13 protein-coding genes are annotated in these 18,266 nt (G+C 67.6%); 3 read left to right on the forward strand and 10 right to left on the reverse strand.

The features are described from left to right. Nucleotides 1-39: 39 nt before the first annotated feature. From glgX to C1930_RS11095, 9 genes are all read right to left on the reverse strand, one after another. Nucleotides 40-2,160 (reverse strand): glycogen debranching protein GlgX, encoded by a 2,121-nt coding sequence (gene glgX, locus C1930_RS11055; RefSeq protein ID WP_108756339.1) that lies wholly within the window; start codon nucleotides 2,158-2,160, stop codon nucleotides 40-42. After that, nucleotides 2,147-2,320: a DUF2934 domain-containing protein gene (locus C1930_RS11060; RefSeq protein WP_108771750.1), complete on the reverse strand. Its 174-nt coding sequence runs from the start codon at nucleotides 2,318-2,320 to the stop codon at nucleotides 2,147-2,149. The genes glgX and C1930_RS11060 overlap by 14 nt, the downstream gene beginning before the upstream one ends. After that, nucleotides 2,307-4,847, reverse strand: coding sequence for a malto-oligosyltrehalose synthase (treY, locus tag C1930_RS11065; RefSeq protein ID WP_108771751.1), 2,541 nt, complete (start codon nucleotides 4,845-4,847; stop codon nucleotides 2,307-2,309). Before treY ends, C1930_RS11060 begins: the two co-directional genes overlap by 14 nt. Further along, nucleotides 4,844-6,682, reverse strand: a complete 1,839-nt coding sequence (locus C1930_RS11070; protein ID WP_108771752.1) for a 4-alpha-glucanotransferase — start codon at nucleotides 6,680-6,682, stop codon at nucleotides 4,844-4,846. The genes treY and C1930_RS11070 overlap by 4 nt, the downstream gene beginning before the upstream one ends. After that, nucleotides 6,679-8,400, reverse strand: coding sequence for a malto-oligosyltrehalose trehalohydrolase (gene treZ / locus C1930_RS11075; protein WP_108771753.1), 1,722 nt, complete (start codon nucleotides 8,398-8,400; stop codon nucleotides 6,679-6,681). Before treZ ends, C1930_RS11070 begins: the two co-directional genes overlap by 4 nt. Beyond that, nucleotides 8,397-10,631, reverse strand: coding sequence for a 1,4-alpha-glucan branching protein GlgB (gene glgB, locus C1930_RS11080; protein ID WP_108771754.1), 2,235 nt, complete (start codon nucleotides 10,629-10,631; stop codon nucleotides 8,397-8,399). The genes treZ and glgB overlap by 4 nt, the downstream gene beginning before the upstream one ends. Continuing rightward, nucleotides 10,628-12,187 carry a glycogen synthase GlgA gene (gene glgA, locus C1930_RS11085; protein ID WP_108771755.1) on the reverse strand — a complete coding sequence of 520 codons (1,560 nt, stop codon included), beginning with the start codon at nucleotides 12,185-12,187 and terminating at the stop codon, nucleotides 10,628-10,630. Before glgA ends, glgB begins: the two co-directional genes overlap by 4 nt. A 268-nt stretch (nucleotides 12,188-12,455) precedes the next feature. Then, a complete protein-coding gene (locus C1930_RS20435; protein WP_199912355.1) occupies nucleotides 12,456-12,776 on the reverse strand; it encodes a hypothetical protein in 321 nt (106 codons plus the stop codon). A gap of 88 nt (nucleotides 12,777-12,864) precedes the next feature. Then, nucleotides 12,865-14,355, reverse strand: coding sequence for an FAD-dependent oxidoreductase (locus C1930_RS11095; RefSeq protein WP_108772589.1), 1,491 nt, complete (start codon nucleotides 14,353-14,355; stop codon nucleotides 12,865-12,867). A gap of 68 nt (nucleotides 14,356-14,423) precedes the next feature. Here C1930_RS11095 and C1930_RS11100 point away from each other — a divergent pair, with 68 nt between their 5' ends. The 3 genes from C1930_RS11100 (at nucleotide 14,424) to C1930_RS20295 (ending at nucleotide 17,764) form a co-directional block, all read left to right on the forward strand. After that, nucleotides 14,424-14,885, forward strand: a complete 462-nt coding sequence (locus C1930_RS11100) for a MarR family winged helix-turn-helix transcriptional regulator (RefSeq protein WP_234412644.1) — start codon at nucleotides 14,424-14,426, stop codon at nucleotides 14,883-14,885. Between the two features lie 85 nt (nucleotides 14,886-14,970). Further along, nucleotides 14,971-17,301 carry a TonB-dependent receptor gene (locus C1930_RS11105; RefSeq protein WP_108771757.1) on the forward strand — a complete coding sequence of 777 codons (2,331 nt, stop codon included), beginning with the start codon at nucleotides 14,971-14,973 and terminating at the stop codon, nucleotides 17,299-17,301. A 19-nt stretch (nucleotides 17,302-17,320) separates the two neighbouring features. Next, entirely contained in the window at nucleotides 17,321-17,764 is a 444-nt protein-coding gene (locus tag C1930_RS20295; protein WP_159093600.1) for a hypothetical protein, read from the forward strand. Here C1930_RS20295 and C1930_RS11115 read toward each other — a convergent pair. Next, on the reverse strand, nucleotides 17,706-18,197 hold the full coding sequence (locus C1930_RS11115; RefSeq protein WP_159093601.1) for a hypothetical protein: 492 nt from the start codon (nucleotides 18,195-18,197) through the stop codon (nucleotides 17,706-17,708). The two genes, C1930_RS20295 and C1930_RS11115, sit on opposite strands and share 59 nt — an antisense overlap. Nucleotides 18,198-18,266 lie beyond the last annotated feature (69 nt).

Here is an 18,266-nt window from a genome sequence, read left to right on the forward strand (position 1 = left end):
GGCATGGCCCGGCGCTGCCGGCCCACAACGGTCACGCCATCACGCGGCGCTGCTCGATGCCAACAGGCACAGACTGCGCGCCGGCAGCGTCCACTGCCCCTCTTCATCCATGTCCAGTGGCGCCTCATCGGTCTGCAGCACCACCCGGCGGAACGAAAGCACCTGGTCGGACGGGCGGAACCGCTGCGGCTGGTCACTCGGGTTCAGCAGCAGGGCCAGGCTGACGTGGCGCCCCGGTTCCCGTAGGCCACTGTCAGGGCTGCGGCCATCGAGCACGATCAGCAGGGCGCGCTGTTCCGCATCGTGCCAATCACTTTCGCCCATCGGCTCGCCATCCGGCCGCCGCCACTCGATGTCACGCATGCCCAGGGATGCGTCGTAGTCACCGGTCAGGAAGCGATTGCGCCGCAGCAGGCCGTAGCGCCGCCTCAGCGCAAGGACGCGCCGCACGAACGCTGCCTGCGCCTGCGGGCCGGGTTGCGCCGCGCGTTCCCAGTCGATCCAGCTCAGCGGATTGTCCTGGCAGTAGGCATTGTTGTTGCCGCGCTGCGAATGGCCGAACTCATCGCCGGCCAGCAGCATCGGCGTGCCCTGCGCCAGCAGCAGCGTGGCCAGCAGATTACGCATCTGCCGCGCACGCAGGGTCAGGATGCCTTCGTCGTCTGTATCGCCTTCCACGCCGTGGTTCCACGACAGGTTGTGCGAATGGCCGTCGCGGTTGTCCTCGCCGTTGGCCTCGTTGTGGCGGTCGTTGTAGCTCACCAGATCATGCAGCGTATACCCGTCGTGGGCGGTGACCAGGTTGATGCTGGCCGACGGCCGGCGGCCGTGATGGTCAAACAGATCGGCCGATCCGGTAAAGCGCGCCGCAAACTCCGGCAGCTGCCCGGCATCACCGCGCCACAGCGCACGGGTGGTGTCACGGAAACGGTCGTTCCATTCGGCCCAGCCCGGCGGGAACTGACCAAGCTGGTAGCCGCCCGGGCCGATATCCCACGGTTCGGCAATCAGTTTCACCTGGCTCAGCACCGGGTCCTGGCGCACGGCATCAAGGAAGCTGCCCGACGGATCAAACCCATGGCGTTCGCGGCCGAGAATGGTGGCCAGGTCGAAACGGAAGCCATCCACGCGCATCTCGGTCACCCAATAGCGCAGCGAATCCATGACCATGCGCAAGGCACCGGCATTGGTCAGGTCGAAGGTGTTGCCGGTGCCGGTATCGTTGATGTAATAGCGACGGTCTTCGGCAAGGCGGTAGTAACTGGCGTTGTCGATGCCCTTGAACGACAGCGTGGGCCCCAGCTCGTTGCCTTCGGCGGTGTGGTTGTAGACCACATCCAGAATCACCTCGATGCCCGCGCTGTGCAGGCGCGCCACCATCTGCTTGAATTCGGCAACAGTTTCCAGCGACAGGTAGCGCGGTTGCGGCGCGAAGAAGCCGATCGTGTTGTAGCCCCAGTAATTGCGCAGACCGCGTTCCAGCAGTTGCTGGTCATCCACGTAGGCGTGCACGGGCAGCAGCTCGATCGCGGTCACTCCCAGGTACGCCAGGTGGTCCACCACCGCGTCGTGGCGTAGCGCCGAGAACGTGCCGCGCTCGGCCGGCGGTACGCCGGGGTGCTGCATGGTCAGGCCACGCACGTGTGCCTCGTAGATCACCGATCGGTCCCAGGCTGTCGCCGGTGCGCGCTCGCCGCCCCAGCTGAAGGCCGGATCGATCACTGCACAGCGCGGCATGTACGGCGCGCTGTCGCGACGGTCGAAACTCAGGTCCGCATCGCGGTGGCCCAAGGTGTAGCCGAACAGGTGCGGCGCCCACTTGATTTCACCCACGATCTGCTTTGCATACGGATCCAGCAGCAGCTTGTTGGGGTTGAAGCGATGCCCGTCCGCCGGCGCGTACGGTCCATGCACGCGGTAGCCGTAGCGCTGGCCCGGCCGCACATCCGGCAGATAGCCGTGCCACACCTCGTTGGTGTATTCGGGCAGCACGATCCGTTCGACTTCCCGGTTGCGCGCATCGAACAGGCACAGTTCCACCTTGGTGGCATGCCGCGAGTACAGCGAGAAGTTCACTCCCAGGCCGTCCCAGGTCGCGCCCAGCGGGAAGGGGCGGCCTTCGCGCACGCGCGAGGTCTGGGTCCACTTACGCGTTGCCATCGTGCTCGTCCTCAGCCGCATGCAGGGCCGCCATTTCTGCTTCAACAAGGCGTTCGGCCATGTGCCAATGCCGCTGCTGCTGGTCATCCGGGCGCCCTTCGGCCTCCCAGATCTGGTGCGCCAACAATTCGATGCGGCGTCGCCGCTCACTGCTGTCCATCTGCCCCACTCTCCTGGCTGATCCACACCGCCACCGGGCTGCCTGCAAACAGCAGCGCGTCGGTGGCGGAACCGTTGAACATCTGCGTGCGACCATCCAGCACGTTGCGCATGCGTCGCTGCGGGACCCCTGCCACCCCCTGCTGCGCGGCGTCCTGCCAGGCAAGGCCCGGGCCGGCAGGCTGTTCCATCCCCGCCCGCCTGACTGCCACCAGCAACTGCTGCCCCCTGTACTCACGTACGAACACCAGGCGCGAGCACCCCGGTTCGGACAGCCTGCGCAGCGTGCCCTGCAGGAACAGCGGGGCATTGTTGCTGCGCAGTCGCAGCAGCGCGGCCAGCAGCCGCAGCTTGGGCAATCCGCTGTGCCAGTCCTGCAGCAACGCTGCCCACGATCGATCATCGGCCAGTGCATGTGCGCGCTGCGCGAAATCGACCGCGCGCCGATTGTCCGGGTCGACCAGGCTCAGATCCCAGAACTCGGTGCCCTGGTAGATGTCCGGGACACCTGGCAGACACAGCTGCAGGCACAGTTGTGCCAGCCCGTTGCTTGCGCCGGCAGGCGCGATGCGTTCAACAAATGCGGCCAGCGCGGCGCGGACATCCTGCAGGCGGCTGCCGGCAAGCAATGACTGCAGCCACGCACAGGCCGCATCTTCCAACGGCAGATCGGGGTCGAGCCAACTGCTGATCCGCTTGCCCTCGCGCAGGGCCTTGCGCAGCCACTGCTGCATCCGCCCTGCGAAATCCGCCTCTGGCTTGCCCTGCATCGGCCACGCTGCGACCAGCGCCTGCCAGAGCGCATAGGCTTCGGCAGCGGGCAATGGCATGGCCATGCCCGCCGCATCACAGCGCCGTTCCCAGTCCGCCAGCGCTGCCTGCCACGCCGCCACATCGCTGCTCAGCAGCGCCAGGCGCGCCCGGGCATCCGGTCCACGCTTGTGGTCATGCGTGGCCAACGCCAGCATCGCCAGCGGGTGCTGCCGCGCACGCGCCTGTGCCAGCGCAAGCAGCTCGCTGCCATCAAGACCGTTCCGTTGCGCGTCGCTGCCCACTTCATTGCGCGACAGCAGGCGGAAGTAGCGATAGAAGGCGGTATCCTCCACCGCCTTGGCGTTCAGTGGTGCCGAGAGCTGGCCAAAGCGCACGCGCAGCGCGTCCGCATCCGGAGCCTGCAAGGCATCCACCAGAAGGCGCAACGCTGTGCGTGCGGCTTCATCCAGCCCTTCGGCAGCTGCTTCACTGGCGCGCTGCAAGGCATCGCGCTCGGCTTCGGTCTGCAGATGATACGGCCGATACACCGGGTAGCAGCGCAGCAGCGCACACACCGCCCTGCGCAGCGTTGCGTCGGTCACATCGGCCTGCCGTGCCGCTGCGCCCAGCACCTGCCGCACGCAGACCCGCAGTCGCTGCAGATCCGCATGCAGGGAGCCGTCCAACAGCGCGTCGCGGGCCGCCCGTTGCACCTCATCAACCGTACGCCGGTCCCCGGCACGGGCCTGCCACTGTGCCGTCAGCGCGTCGGACCCTGCATCGTCATGCAGCCATGCGCCCACCTGGTCCATGAAGTCGTAGCCGGTAGTGCCATCGCAGCACCACCGTTCTGGCAAGGATTCGCCCTCGGCCAGGATCTTCTCCACGTGCAGGGTGATCTCATTGCCCGCGCGGCCGCCCTCTACCGCCGCCGCGTCAAGGCAGGCGCGCAACCGCGCCAGATAGCCACCTGGGTCGGACAGCCCATCAACGTGGTCGATGCGCAGCCCGTCCACCCGGCCCTCGCGAACCAGCCGCAGCGGCAGCGTGTGCACCGCCTCGAACACGTCCTCGCGCTCCACCCGCAGCGCAACCAGCGTCGTGATGTCGAAGAACCGGCGGTAGTTGACCTGGTCGCCGGCGGTGCGCCACCACGCCAGATGGTAGTGCTGCCGCTCCAGCAGCGCATGCATGCGCTCGGCAGAACGATTGCAGCGTGCCACCCAGCCATTCCGCGCGCCGCGGTCCAGCGGATAGCTGCGCGGTGACAACGGCAGGCACAGGTCGTGGTGGCGCAGCACGGGCAGATCGCCGTCGTCGTCCACGCGCAGCATGCCGGATCCGATGGCCGCGTCCAGCGGCCGATCCAGTACCGGCAGCCACAGGCGCTGCCCGCAGGCTGCGGCATCCCAGTCAATATCGAACCAATGCGCGTAAGGGCTGCGCCGGCCATGCATCAGCACGTCCGGCCACCAGGCATTCTGTGGCGCGGCCGCCAGGTGGTTGGGCACCCAGTCCAGGATCAGGCCCAGTCCATGCGCGCGGGCGCGGCCAGCAAGGTGCAGGAAGCCTGCTTCACCGCCCAGTTCCGGGTTGATGCGGGTGGGGTCGATGCCATCGTAGCCGTGGCTGGAACCGGGCATGGCCGCCGCAATCGGCGACAGATACAGGTGACTGACGCCCAGCGAAGAGAAATAGCCCACCTTGTCCGCGGCAGCGGCGAAGTCGAAGCCGGCGTGCAACTGCAGGCGGGCGGTGGCGCGCAGCGCGGTCATCGGCCGGCTCCGCCGCGACCGGCACTGATGCGCCCCAGCCGCGATTGCAGTGCAGGCTCATCCCAGTGCAGCGGCAGTCGCCGCCGCCAGTTCGGATGGACGCCGACGGTGCCGGGCAGGTTGACCTGCGTGCGCAATCCCAGCGCGTCCTCCAGCGGCAGCAGCGCCAACCGTGACGGCGTGGCGGCCAGCCGCTCCAGTGCAGCGTCTTCCACCTCCTCACCGTGCGCGGCCTGCGCAAGCGCCAGCGCATCGGCGCGACGCTGTGCCATCGCAGCGGGTAGATCGTCCATCTCACCCAGCCGCGCCCGCCAGCGCAGATCGCGCCCGCGCAGCCATCCCGCCAGCGGCGGCAGGTCATGGGTCGAAGGCATCGCGACGGCCTCGCGCCGCCAGGCGGCAGGCGCCAGGAAGCCGCTCGCATCGCGCGTAAACGGCAGCACGTCCACCCCCAGCACGCCACGGCTGGCCAGCAGCTGGCGGATGCCTGCAGGCACCACCCCCAGGTCTTCACCGATGACCACGCACTGATGCCGCCACGACTCCAGCACCAGCAGGTTCAACAGATCATCCAACGGAAACTGCAGGTAGACGCCGTCACTGGCCGAGCCGCCGTTGGGCAGCACCCACAGCCGGTGCAGGCCCAGGATATGGTCGATACGCACGCCGCCGCGGTCGGCCATCACCGATCGCAGCAGGTTGATGAAGGGGGCATAGCCCTGCCTGCGCAGCGCAAGCGGCGAGAACCCCGTAATCCCCCAGGCCTGGCCCTGGGTGTTGAAGGCATCCGGCGGCGCACCCAGCTCCAGACCCGAGAGCATGCACTGCGGCTGCGAACGCGCTTCGGCACCCTCGGGCGCGCAGCCGACGGCAAGATCGGCGATCAGTCCGATGCCGGCACCGCCGCTGCGCGCGCGCTGCTGCACCTGCGACCAGCACCGCTGCGCCAGCCATTGCGCGAACGCGTGATCGTCCGCATCGCCACTGCGCGGGTCGGCGGCCAAGGCGCAGTACGCCTCCAACGCGGGCCCGGCGTCGGACCGCCACTGGCCCATCGCGTTCCAGAGCTCCGGCTGCAGGCGCTGAAGTTGGGCCCTGGCCGAACGCAGCCAGCGCCACTTCAGGTCGGCTGCGGAGGGCCAGTCAATACGCCGCGCCGCGGTAGCGGCCTTCACGGCCTCGGTCAGGGCGGAATCGCTTGCCAGCGCGGCTCGGGCCGCATCGGGAACGCCCTGCAGCAGCGAGGCCTGCAACGGGTCCAGCCAGCGGCGGTCGCTGGGTGAGTAAGGGCTGTAGCCGGCCGTCGGTGGCAAGCCGGCATGCAAAGGGCTCAGTGCCAGTGCGTGCCCGCCGTGCGCGACCAGGCGCTGCAGCCACGGCCCGCACCCGGCACTGTCTCCGATCCCCGCGTCGGCGTCGCTGCGCAGGCTGTATACCTGCGCAGCCAGGCCCCAGGCCCGATCAAGCTGCGCGGGCCACCACGCTTTCTGCGGCGCCACCGCGATGGCGATGGACCTGCGCCCCTGTTGCCAGTGCCAGTAACCCGGCTTTTCCGGCGCGGTCCACGCACCGCGCGAATCCTGCCGCGCGTCGTGCGTCCTGCCCGCTTCATCCACCCAGCCCGCCATGCCGGATACTGCCGGCAGCGCCACGGGCTGGCCGCAGATGGCCGTACGCAGCGGGGCATGCAGGGCGTCTGCATCCGGCTGCAACTGCGCCAGCACCACACGCAGCACCGCGGGCGACACTGTGCAGTGGCGCCCGGATACGTCTTCCCACTCGGGCATCAGTCCGGCCGCACGGGCGGCGCTCTGCAGCGCTGCGTCGGTGCTCATGCCGGCAACCAGCGCAGCTGCAGCCCACCCTTGGGCGCCAGCCGTGAACCGGCCGGAAGCTGCAGCGGCGAATCGCCCTCCGGAAGCGAATGGGCCACCGCTTCTGCGCCGGCATTGATGGCGATCCACCATTGCCCGGCAGGCAACTGCCAGCCGGCCTGCACGGCGCCCGCACCCAGTACCGTCGCACCCAACGAACGCGCCTGTTCCAGGCCCGGCTGCAGGTAACGCCGGCGCGCTACGAGCAGCTCCCGCAGCCATGCCAGTGCGGCCTGCGCCGTGGGGTCAGCACCGGGCGAGGCAACACAGGACGCCTGCAGCGTTGCCGGATCGTTCGGGTCCGGAATGCGCGCGCGTGACGCGGCATCGGCAAAGGCACTGAACCCGGCAAACTCGCGCCGGCGTCCTTCGCGTACGGCCTCGTCCAGCGGCGCTTCGAAATCGGTGAAGAACAGGAAGGGCGATGTTGCCTGCCACGGCTCGCCCATGAACAGCAACGGCACCATCGGCGTCAGCACGGTCAGCGCCGTGGCCATGCGCAGCTGCGGCGGCGAAACCAGCGTACTCAGCCGATCACCGAACGCGCGGTTGCCGACCTGGTCATGGTTCTGCGCGAACACCACGAACCGCGACGGCGGCAGGTCTGCGCTGGCTTCGCCACGTGGTACGCCGTGCAGGTCGGGCTCGCCCTGCCAGGCAAAGCCTTCGGCCAGACAGCGTGCCAGCAGCGCTTCGGCCCGCCCGGCATAGGCGGCGTAATAGCCTTCGTTCTCGCCGGTCAGTAACACGTGCAGCGCATTGTGGAAGTCGTCATTCCACTGTGCCTGGTAGGCACCGCGCAGCCAGTGCGCCTGGTTTCGTTCGTTCTCAAGCACCAGGCAGGCATGCGGCACCTGGGCTCGCACCGCATCACTGAGCTGCTGCAGGAACCGGTCATCGGCGATGGCATGCACGGCATCCAGGCGCAAGCCGTCGAAACGGTACTCCTGCAGCCACATCAGCGCGTTGTCGATGAAGAAGCGCTGCACCTGCGGCTGCGAGAAATCGATGGCCTCGCCCCACGGCGTGCTGTGCCCACTGCGGAAGAATGCCTTGGCGTACTGGGCCAGATGGTTCCCCTGCGGGCCGAAATGGTTGTAGACCACATCCAGCAGCACGGCCATGCCGGCCGCATGTGCGGCATCAACAAAGCCTTTCAACGCGTCAGGGCCACCGTAGGCCTGCGCCGGGGCATACGGAAACACACCGTCATAGCCCCAGTTGCGGTTGCCCGGAAACTGGGCCACCGGCATCAACTCGATCGCGGTGATGCCGGTCTCAGCCAGCATCGGCAGTTGTGCGATCAGCGCTTCGAAGCCACCCGCTGCGCCCACATGCACTTCGTAGATCACCATGTCCGACCATGCAACCGGGTTGCGTTGCCCGGTCAGCCACACGTGGTGGCCAGGCATGACCACGGCGCTGGGGCCATCGATGCCGTCCGGTTGCCAGCGCGAGGCGGGGTCTGGCACTTCACTGCCGTCGGGCAGACGGTACCGGTAGCAGTCGCCATGCCCAGCAGAGGTATGAACCCAATGGGTACCGTCAGGTTCCCGGCGCATCGGTATCGCCGCACCCGCCAGCACCAGTTCCACCTGCGCGGCATCCGGCGCCCACAGCCGGAACGCCACCGCACCGTCGTCCACCGGCCACGCGCCCAGGCGCGCGTCTACGGTCATTGCGCTACCTGCAGGTACAGGGTCGACAGCGGCGGCAGCGTCAGTCGCAATGACTGGGCATGGCCGTGCATGGGCCGGGCATCGGTGCCAACCGTACCCAGGTTGCCTGCGTTGCCGCCGGCGTAATGGTGGCTGTCGGTGTTCAGGCACTCTGACCAGCGGCCCGGCGTGGGCACGCCCACGCGATAGCCGTCGCGCCGCACCGGGGTGAAATTGCTGACCACCAGCACCGCAGGCGCCCTGCCTGTGGGGTCCTGCCGCACGAAGGCGAAGACGCTGTTGCCGTTGTCGTCACCCACGCTCCAGGCAAACCCGCGTTCGTCATGCTCGTGCTGATGTAGGACAGGTTCCTGTCGCAACTGCGCGTTCAGATCGGCCACCAGGCGCATCAGTCCGCCCCCCTCGGGCGTGCCGGCCTGCTGCCATTCCAGCCGGCGCTGGTGGGCCCACTCCTCCGCCTGGCCGAACTCGCCGCCCATGAAGAGCAGCTTGCTGCCCGGGTGCGCCCACATGAAAGCGTAGTACGCGCGCAGCTGGGCAAACTGCTGGCGGCGCTCGCCCGGCATCTTGCGCAGCAGCGAGCCCTTGCCGTGCACCACTTCGTCGTGCGACAGCGGCAACACGAAACGTTCGGAGAACGCGTAGACCAGGCCGAAGCTGATCTCGCTGTGGTGATGCGGGCGATGCACGGGATCGCGCCGCAGGTACTGCAGCGTGTCGTGCATCCAGCCCATGTTCCATTTATGGGTGAAGCCCAGGCCGCCGTCGGCCACCGCACGGGTGACGCCCGGCCAGGCCGTGCTTTCCTCGGCAATGACCAGCACGTCCGGGAAGCGCTCCTGAAGGGTCTGGTTCATGCGCTGCAGGAACGCAACCGCCTCCAGATTCTCACGCCCCCCCTGCACATTGGGCACCCACTGCCCGTCGGCGCGGCTGTAGTCGCGGTACAGCATCGAAGCCACGGCATCCACGCGCAGCCCATCGATGTGGAAGCGCTCGATCCATTCCACCGCGCTGCCCAGCAGATAGCCCGCCACTTCGTTGCGGCCATAGTTGTAGATCAGCGTGTCCCAGTCGGCGTGTTTGCCCTCGCGCGGATCGGCATGCTCGTACAGGGCGGTGCCATCGAAGCGTGCCAGGCCGTGGCCATCCTCGGGAAAGTGCGCGCCCACCCAGTCCACGATCACACCCAGCCCAGCCTGGTGGCAGCGGTCCACGAAGCGGGCGAAGTCCTCCGGGGTACCGTAGCGCGCCGTTGGCGCATAGATACCCAGGGGCTGGTAGCCCCACGATCCACCGAATGGGTGCTCGCTGACCGGCAGCAGTTCGATATGGGTGAATCCCAGGCCGGTCACGTGGGGGATCAGCCGCTCTGCCAGCCCATCCCAGTCCAGCGCGCCGCCGTCGTCCAGCCGTTGCCACGAGCCGGCGTGCACCTCGTAGATGGACAGCGGCGCTGCAGCGCCCAGCCGACGGCGGCGGTCCAGCCAGGGCTGATCGTTCCAGTGCAGCGGTGCGGCGGCAGGTACGCGCGATGCGGTCGCCGGTGCGCGCTCGGCCCACCGCGCCATCGGATCCAGTTTGTCCGGCAGCAGCTGGCCCTGCGCACCCATGATGCGGAACTTGTAGCAGTCCCCCGGTTTCACCCCAGGCACGAACAGTTCCCACACCCCCGCGCGATGGCGCAGGCGCATGGGGTGGCGGCGTCCATCCCATCCGTTGAAATCACCGATGACCGCCACGCGCCGCGCATTCGGTGCCCACACCGCAAAGCGCACACCGGCAACACCGTGCAGTGTCATCGCGGTCGCGCCGAGCGCGCGCATGGCATCGGCATCGCCCTGGTGGATGCGTTGCAGCAGCTCCTCGTCCAGCAACGGACCAAACGCGTAGGCGTCATGCACCTGCTCGATACCGTGGGCGAAATGCAGCGCCAGCAGCGGAATATCCTCGTCGCCGGCCGGCCCCACAAACAGTCCGGCCAGTCCGGTACTGCGAAGGTCCCAGCGTCGGCCGCCCGCTGACACCACCTCCACCCGACGCGCGTCCGGCACCAGTACGCGGATCAGCCGATTGTCATCGGCGTCGACATGCGGCCCCAGCCATGCAAACGCGTCCGCAGGCCGGGCCTGGGCCAGATCCTGCAGTTCGGCCGCCACCGCCACGGCAACATCCGCCTGCGGGTCCAGCCCGCATTCCACACCGACCGTGCCGCGCCCGCCGTCGGTCATGCCCCTACCCCGCAGGTCTGCTGGTACAGCGCCAGGTACGCGCGGCCGGCAGTTTCCCACCCGCCCGGCCGCAGCATCGCAGCACGCCGCATGGCCTGCATCAGCACCGGTAGCCGGAAGGTACGCATGGCCCGTTCCACGCAGCGGCGAAGCCCATCGGCGCTGGCGCCATGGAACAGGAAGCCGGTCACACCGTCCTCCACCGTGTCGACCAGGCCGCCCGTGGCGTGCGCCACCGGCAGGCAGCCAAAGCGCTGCGCATACATCTGGCTGAGCCCGCACGGTTCGAAACGCGATGGCATCAGCAGGAAATCCGCGCCGGCGAACATCTGCCGCGCCAAGCCTTCTTCGAAACCGATGAAGGCGCCCACCCGGCCCGGGTAGCGCTGCGCCAATGCCTGCACCTGCGCCTCGACCTGCGGCTCGCCACCGCCGATCACCACCAGCTGCCCACCGGCGGCCACGATCTGCGGGGCCACATCACAGGTGATGTCCAGGCCCTTCTGGTGGACCAGGCGCGATACCACGGCAAACAACGGACCCTGCGATGGCTGCAGACCGAAGGCCTGGCGCACGGCCTGCGCGTTGGCATCGCGCCCCGCACACTGGCCCACGCTGAAACGCGCTTTCAGATGGATGTCGCGGCGCGGGTCCCAACTGGCATCGATGCCATTGACGATGCCGCTGAGGTGACCGCCGGCCGCGCGTCGTGCCAGCAGTTCATGCAGGCCGCAACCATCCTCGGCCGCGGTGATCTGCTGCGCGTAGCGAAGGCTGACCGTGTTCAGCCGTGTCGCATTGGCAATGCCGCCCTGCAGGAAGGACATCTGGCCGTGGAAGTGCAGTTCATCCAGCCGTTCGGCCGGCACGCCCAGGGCAGGCGCCAGCGCGAAGGGAAACAGCCCCTGGTAGGCCAGGTTGTGGATGGTCAGCAGGGTTGGTACGGCGGTGCGGTCCCAGCGCACGTAGGCAGCGGCCAGCGCCACCGGCCAGTCATTCAGGTGCAGCAACTGCGGGGTCCAGTCCAGCCCCGCCCTGCCCGCGGCGAGCTCGGCGGCGGCATGCGAAAGCGTGGCAAAGCGCACCGCGTTGTCCGGCCACTCCCTGCCCTGCGCATCCACGTAGGGCGAGCCGTCGCGCTCATACAGGGCGGGCGAAAGCAGTACGTAGATCGGCAGCCCGTCAGCCTGCAGCGCCATGCCGAGGGTGCATGCGGGAAGCCCGGCGCGGCCGCCAATGCGGCCCACCTCGCGCAGTTGCGGCAGACGCTGCAGCACTTCGGGATAGCCCGGCAACAGCACCCGCGCATCACAGCCGGCGCGCACTGCGCGTGGCAGGGCCGCAGCGACATCACCCAGGCCACCGGCCTTGATGAAGTCGGCCATCTCGGTGGCCACGAACAGCACCCGCTGCACAAGCGCGGGCAGTTCAATGGGCTGTGAGGGACCGCGGCGCGTGCCGATGGGCACAGCGCCGGGTGCGGGCAGCGCAGTGTCTGCCATGGAGTCGAACGGGGAACCGGCGACGAGATCGAGGGCCATGATGCTTCTCTGAATCAGTCAGGCAGACGCCAGCGGCGCCCTGCTGGGCGCGCGTGCTGGAAAGGAAGTCGTCGCGGAACGTGGGGGACGTGCGCGTAGGCTCTACGCGAATGTGCCCTGTTGCATATCAAACAGCTGTGAAGTGATGGCGATTTATTTGTGACAGGGCTTCATGAGCTCAGTACGCATCGTTCGATGCAGCCCGCCCTGTGCCTGCGGCAGCCATCTGGCCAGCATGCGCGCCGGTCTTGGGGGGGGGGCAACGCCGCCCCGCATTGCGAGGTCACGCGCCAGGCTGCGCCGGCGCGACCAGAAGCTGCACCTGCAGCGTGCTGCCATCGTCCAGGTACAGCACCTGCTGCACCGGCACCGAACCCGCGTCCGCCAGCGGCTGCACGATCGCGCGCGGCAGCACCAGCCGACAGAACGTGCCGCCATCCAGCAGCACCGGCTGTTCGCCTGCGTGCAGCGACAGCGCAAGGCCCCAGCCTTCCACGCCGCCGAAGCGGGTCATGTTCTCCACCGTTTCCCCGCCCAGCAGCACCTGCAGTTCGGCGGGCTCCAGGCACAGGCGCAGCGATTGCTGCTGCAGTTCTACTTTCATGCGGGCACCTGGGCGGGGCTGTACGCAGACATCATGATTCAAGGCCGGAACGATCGTGGGCGTGCATGGTACTGCCAACGCCCCTGCGTCAGCGCGCCGGCATGCAGGCATCGAATCGGGCGAGCACGCGCTCCACCTCGGCCGCCGCACCCAGCGCGCATGCGTAGCCATCGGGTCGGATCAGCAGCCAATGGCCTTGGGCAAGGTCCAGCGCCGCGGCAACGTCGCCGTGCACGTCCCGCCATTCGCCCTGGGCGCCCAGCACATGCACCTGCAGCCCGGCACGCGGCACAACGCTGTGCCGGTCCGTGGCGTGGCCCAGCAGCGTCCAATGGGTGCCGCGCAGCAGATCGAACAGCCGTGCCGGCTGACCGCCCGCGCCCTGCAGCCGCGCATCCGGGACGCGATCGCCGGGAAGCACCTTGGTGATGCTCGCCTCCGCCGGTAGGGTCAGTGGCGAGCTGCGGTACTGCAGATCCAGCTGCTGCACCTCGCGCCCGCGCCGGTGGTCCCCTTGCTGTGCGCGCTCCAGCAGGCTCGTGGCAAGGCCCAGCATGGCGGCGGCTATCGGCCGGCGCTCCTGCTCGTAGCTGTCCAGCAGCACAGGCGGCGCGCCGCGCAGCACCGCTGCCAGCTTCCACCCCAGGTTGTAGGCATCCTGCACGCTGGTGTTCAAGCCCTGCCCGCCGGTGGGCGGATGGGTGTGGGCCGCGTCGCCCACCAACAGCACATTGCCGCTGCGGTAGCAGTCGGCAAGCCGCGCATTCATCTGGTAGGCCGATGCCCAGTGCACCTGCTGCACCACGATGTCATCGCGCCCCGAGCGCAGCTGCACCATCGCCTGCAGCCCCGCGGCGGACAAGTCCACCTCGCCTTCCAGCGGTACCGGTGCCTGCAGTTGGAACAACGCCGTTCCCATCAGCGGGCACAGCATCAGCCGTTGCTGCGGGTCGTGCTCGTTGAAGGTGTGCCAGGCATCGCGCGGCAGGCCCTGAAGGCTGATATCGGCAACCACCCCGCGCACGCCCAGCGTTTTGCCAGGGAATCCGATCTGCAGGACCCGGCGCACCGTGCTGCGGCCGCCATCGGCGCCGACCAGATAGCGCGCGCGCAGCGCCTGCGGGCCCACCGGGGTATCCAGCTGCAGCGTGACCCCGTCAGCGTCCTGCTCGAAGTCGCGCAGCACATGGGCAAACGCCACGTGGTGGCCCAGTTCGGCCAGGCGTGCGCGCAGCACCTGCTCGGTGGCGAACTGCGGGACCATCAACGGCACGCCATAGGGCTCGGCTACGGTCGCACGGGATGCCTCCAGCATCACTGCATCGGTGCTGCTGCCGTCCGGGTGATGCGTGCGGGTTGGCGGGTAGGCACCGCCGACGGCAAACAGGCGGTTGACCACGCCCATGTCTTCAAAGATCTCCAGGCTGCGCGGTTGGATGCCCTTGCCGCGCGAGCCCTGGAAGGGCGCTTCGCGCTGCTCGATCACGCGTATGGCAACGCCGCGCCTGGCCAGTTCAATGGCCAGGGCCAGGCCTGCGGCACCTGCGCCACAGATGAGTACTTCAGTTGACGCCTTCATTTCGACCACCCACATATATGTGTAGGATGCACATATTTCAGGAGCAGCCTATGCCCACCCAAAAGCGCGTGCAAGATACACATATCTCGGCGGACCTGAAGTCGCTGCACCTGTCCATGCTGGGCATCGTGAGCGTGATGAACCGCCCGGCCAACGACCTGCGACTCATCAAGGAAGCCGGCATCACCCTGGACCCGGCCCTGTTTCGCCTGATGGTGGTGATTGAACGGGTCGGGCCGATTGGCGTTGTCGAACTGGCCGACCGGCTGGGCCGCGACTACACCACCATCAGCCGCCAGGTGGCCAAGCTGGTGGCCAAGGAGCTGGTGACCCGCCAGGGCAACCCCGCCGACCGGCGCATGCGCGAGGCGGTGATCGCGCCGAAGGGCAAGGCGATGACCGACCACCTGGATGCAGCGCGTGCGCGCATCGCGGCCGGCATTTTCGCCACGTGGCAGCCGCAGGACGTCAAGGACCTGGTGCGCCTGATGGCGAAGTTCTCTGCAGCACTCGAATCGATGGCGCCCTGACCTGCACCCGCGCAGGCCCTGCCAACGGCTGCTTGTCGCCTCCAATGTGATGTTATAACATCCCGCCTCTTTTTCAGGGGGATGTATGCGTCGTCACGTTCTTGCCGTTGCTGTACTGCTTGCTGTCCATGGCGCCTGCGCCGCCGAAAACACCACGCTGCCCACGCTGGATGTCCGCGCCGATCGCCTTTCCAAGGTTGATTCGGTGGTGGTCGTCGAAAACACCGATGCGCCCAACCGCACCCTGGGCGAGATGCTGGAACACGTGTCGGGCGTGCAGAGCAGCGCGTTCGGGCCCAATGCTGGCGCGCCGGTCATCCGCAGCCTGGGCGGCAACCGCGTGCAGCTGCTCGAAGACGGCCATTCGATCCTCGGCATGAATGCGATCAGCGGCAACATCAACGTGCCGTTCGACCCGCTGTTCGTGAAGCAGGTAACGGTGAACAAGTCCGCGGACAGCGTGCGCTACGGCGGCAATGCCATCGGCGGCAGCGTGAACGTCGATACCGGGCTCATCTCGCGGCAGATGGAAACCAAGGACCAGGAAATGGAACTGCTGCTGCGCCAGGGCTTCAATGCCGCCGATGCGCAGGGTTTCCGCATGAACTTCAACAACCAGCGGAATGTGTCCACCAACCTGCAGATGTCGGTGCAGCGCATCTCCCACTACGACATTCCCGGCAACAGCAAGGCCAGCGTGTGCGACAGCCAGCTGTTTCCTGCCGCTGGTGGTGTGAACAGCGCACTGGCCGACGCCTGCCAGAAGGAAGCGCGCGTGCAGCGGGTCTACAACAAGGCCTCGCAACCCTTCATCGACCAGTTCATGACCGAGAACCCCGACTGGGCGGACGGTGATTTCTCCTTCTTCACCAACCAGCCCACATCCGTGTGGATGGGCAAGACCTACGTCAACCCGGCCAACCCGCAGTACGTGCAGGGCACGCCGTCGTACGTGCAGCAGCAGATCAACCGCGATGTCACGCCGAACTACTCCGGCACACTGGGCAACAGCTACTTCCGCAATACCCATCTTGCCGCGGGCTCGACCTACTTCTTTGATCGCGGCTACGTGGCCGCCAGCATCGACAGCAAGGACAGCGAATACGGCGTACCGGGCTTCTCGATGGAGAACCTGTCCTTCGGCTCGGACTACAGCCAGGGCCGCCCGGTGGGCGTGAAGCTGCAGCAGGACACCTACACGGTGCTGGCCAACGTGCGCGAGCCGCTGCCGCTGTTGGACAGCGCCGAAGTGAATCTGTCCAAGCTCAGCAGCACCGCAGGCGAATACCTGGGCGCCAGCAAGGCCAACCAGTACGCCTTTGACACCTACCAGGGCGAGCTTGTCCTGAACCATCGCCGCGTAGGTGCGTTGACCGGCCAGCTGGGCACCAGCTACCAGTCCCGTTCCATTACCGGCAGTGGCCCGCAACGCTACCTGCCCGACGTGGATACGCAGGCAAAAGCGCTGTTCGTGAAGGAGACCCTGACCCTGCCGTGGGCCACCTTCGATGCTGGCTACCGGCACGAGAAGATCGATCACGAAATCCAGGTCAGCCGCTTCCAGAGCGGCCGCAACTCCCCCAATGGCAGCTTGAAAGACCGCGATTTCAATCTGGAAAGCTACAGCGCCGGTGGCTACTTCACGCTCGGCAAGTGGTTCGCGGCAACCCTGCGCTACGCCGATTCACAGCGCGCCCCCGACGTGAACGAGCTCTACGCCAGCAACGCGCACTACTCCACCATGACCCAGGAGGAAGGGAACCAGGCGCTGAAACCCGAGCGCGCCAAGACCCTGGAGTTCACGCTGGCCTTCAGCAATGCGGGCTTCGACGCCACGGCCACCGCGTATGAGATGAAGTACGAGAACTATCTCTACCTGGGCTATTCCGGCCTGCAGACTGCCAACCGCTTGCCGCTGAAATACTGGAAGCAGACTGACACCACGGTGAAGGGCTTTGAGGTGGATGTGTCGCAGGCACTGGAACTGGGGCGTTACGGCAGCCTGCAGCTGTCGGCGTTCTCCGATCTGGTGAAAAACAAGGCCGACCACCCCGACTCACTGCGCGCCCACAACGATGGCCAGTACCTGCCCAACATGCCCACCAACCGCTACGGTGCGAACGTGGCCTGGCAGCGCGGCGGCTGGAAGGCACACCTGTCCGGCACCTACTACGACACCCAGCAGTACCTGGGCCGGAACGTGAGCGAGGAAATCCCACTGCCTGCCTTCACCCTGGTCGATATGCAGGTCAGCTATGCCTTCCCGATCCGCAATGCGTATGTGTCGGCGCTGGAGGTCTTCGTCAACGGCAGCAACCTGCTGGACGAAGAGGCGCGACCGCACAACTCGCCGCTGAAGTACATCGCCCCCTTGCCGGGGCGCGGCTTCCAGATCGGGCTGAACGTGAAGCTGTAAGGGCGGCAGCAAGGTGTACATGCCATCCAGGCCGCACGTGTTGCTGCACGGGGCGGCCGCAGGTTACTTCGTGGCCGTGCTCTGCGCGGCCTGGCTGCCGCAGCTGATGCCGGGCAACCTGCCCCACGCCCTCTGGGCCACAAGCGGCACCGGGCTGCGTGGCCTGTGCACACCGCTGGTGTGTGCAGGCGTGGTCGCCCAGCTCTGCCGCGGACTGTCGCTTGGGCAGGCGCCAGTGGCGCCGGTACTGGCCAGCGCTGGCGCCGCGTTGCTGCTGTGGGCGCAGTTGCCTGCCGATGCCAGCAGCCTGCCACTGGCACGGCTGCTGGCGGCGTCGGCGGGTGTCAGCCTGCTGCTGGTGGCGCAGCACATGCGCTGCGCCACCCCGGCAGGGTCTACCGCGCTCAGTTTTCCTGGTAGTCGCGCTCGTCGTACTCACCCGGCACGGTGCAGGTCAGCGTAACCGGGCTGCCCTCGCTCACCATCAGCGAACCCAGCTTGGTCTCGCGGCCACCGCCGGCATCCAGCTTGGCCGCCTTGCGCACGGCGGCAACGCTGGCGCCCAGTTCGGCAGTGTAGCTCTGGCCCATGCCATCGCTATCGTCGATATAGGCGGTGATTTCCTTCACCGGCAGACCATACAGAGTGAACCCGGCGGCCGGGGTGATCGGCTTCAGGCTGCCGTCTTCTTCGCGCGGCAGCGCCTTCCAGGCGGCGTTGTTGGTATCGGGGGCGGCGCGGCATTCCAGCGCGGCCTGCAGCGACGGCGCAATGGCCTGCCACTGGCTGGCGTTCAAGGCGTGGGCGGCCGGTGCAGCGGCGGCGACAGCCAGCAGCGGGGCCAGCAGCTTCAGGCGCGTGCGGCGTGCACGCGACAAGGAGGGAGTTACGTTCATTACCTACATTCCATTTGCAGTGGGGTTCCTTGCCGCTGGCACTGCGGATGCAGGCGCCAACGGCGAAGG

The sequence above is a fragment of the Stenotrophomonas sp. SAU14A_NAIMI4_8 genome (genome assembly GCF_003086695.1).
Taxonomy (GTDB): domain Bacteria; phylum Pseudomonadota; class Gammaproteobacteria; order Xanthomonadales; family Xanthomonadaceae; genus Stenotrophomonas.

Coding starts and splice junctions, on each gene's coding strand:
- treY (WP_108771751.1), bottom strand. CDS start 4,847: ATGACCGCGCTGCGCGCCACCGCCCGCCTGCAGTTGCACGCCGGCTTC.
- C1930_RS11105 (WP_108771757.1), top strand. CDS start 14,971: ATGCGTCGTCACGTTCTTGCCGTTGCTGTACTGCTTGCTGTCCATGGC.
- C1930_RS11060 (WP_108771750.1), bottom strand. CDS start 2,320: ATGGACAGCAGTGAGCGGCGACGCCGCATCGAATTGTTGGCGCACCAG.
- C1930_RS20435 (WP_199912355.1), bottom strand. CDS start 12,776: ATGAAAGTAGAACTGCAGCAGCAATCGCTGCGCCTGTGCCTGGAGCCC.
- treZ (WP_108771753.1), bottom strand. CDS start 8,400: ATGACCGTAGACGCGCGCCTGGGCGCGTGGCCGGTGGACGACGGTGCG.
- C1930_RS20295 (WP_159093600.1), top strand. CDS start 17,321: ATGCCATCCAGGCCGCACGTGTTGCTGCACGGGGCGGCCGCAGGTTAC.
- C1930_RS11070 (WP_108771752.1), bottom strand. CDS start 6,682: ATGAGCACCGACGCAGCGCTGCAGAGCGCCGCCCGTGCGGCCGGACTG.
- C1930_RS11115 (WP_159093601.1), bottom strand. CDS start 18,197: ATGAACGTAACTCCCTCCTTGTCGCGTGCACGCCGCACGCGCCTGAAG.
- glgB (WP_108771754.1), bottom strand. CDS start 10,631: ATGACCGACGGCGGGCGCGGCACGGTCGGTGTGGAATGCGGGCTGGAC.
- glgX (WP_108756339.1), bottom strand. CDS start 2,160: ATGGCAACGCGTAAGTGGACCCAGACCTCGCGCGTGCGCGAAGGCCGC.
- C1930_RS11095 (WP_108772589.1), bottom strand. CDS start 14,355: ATGAAGGCGTCAACTGAAGTACTCATCTGTGGCGCAGGTGCCGCAGGC.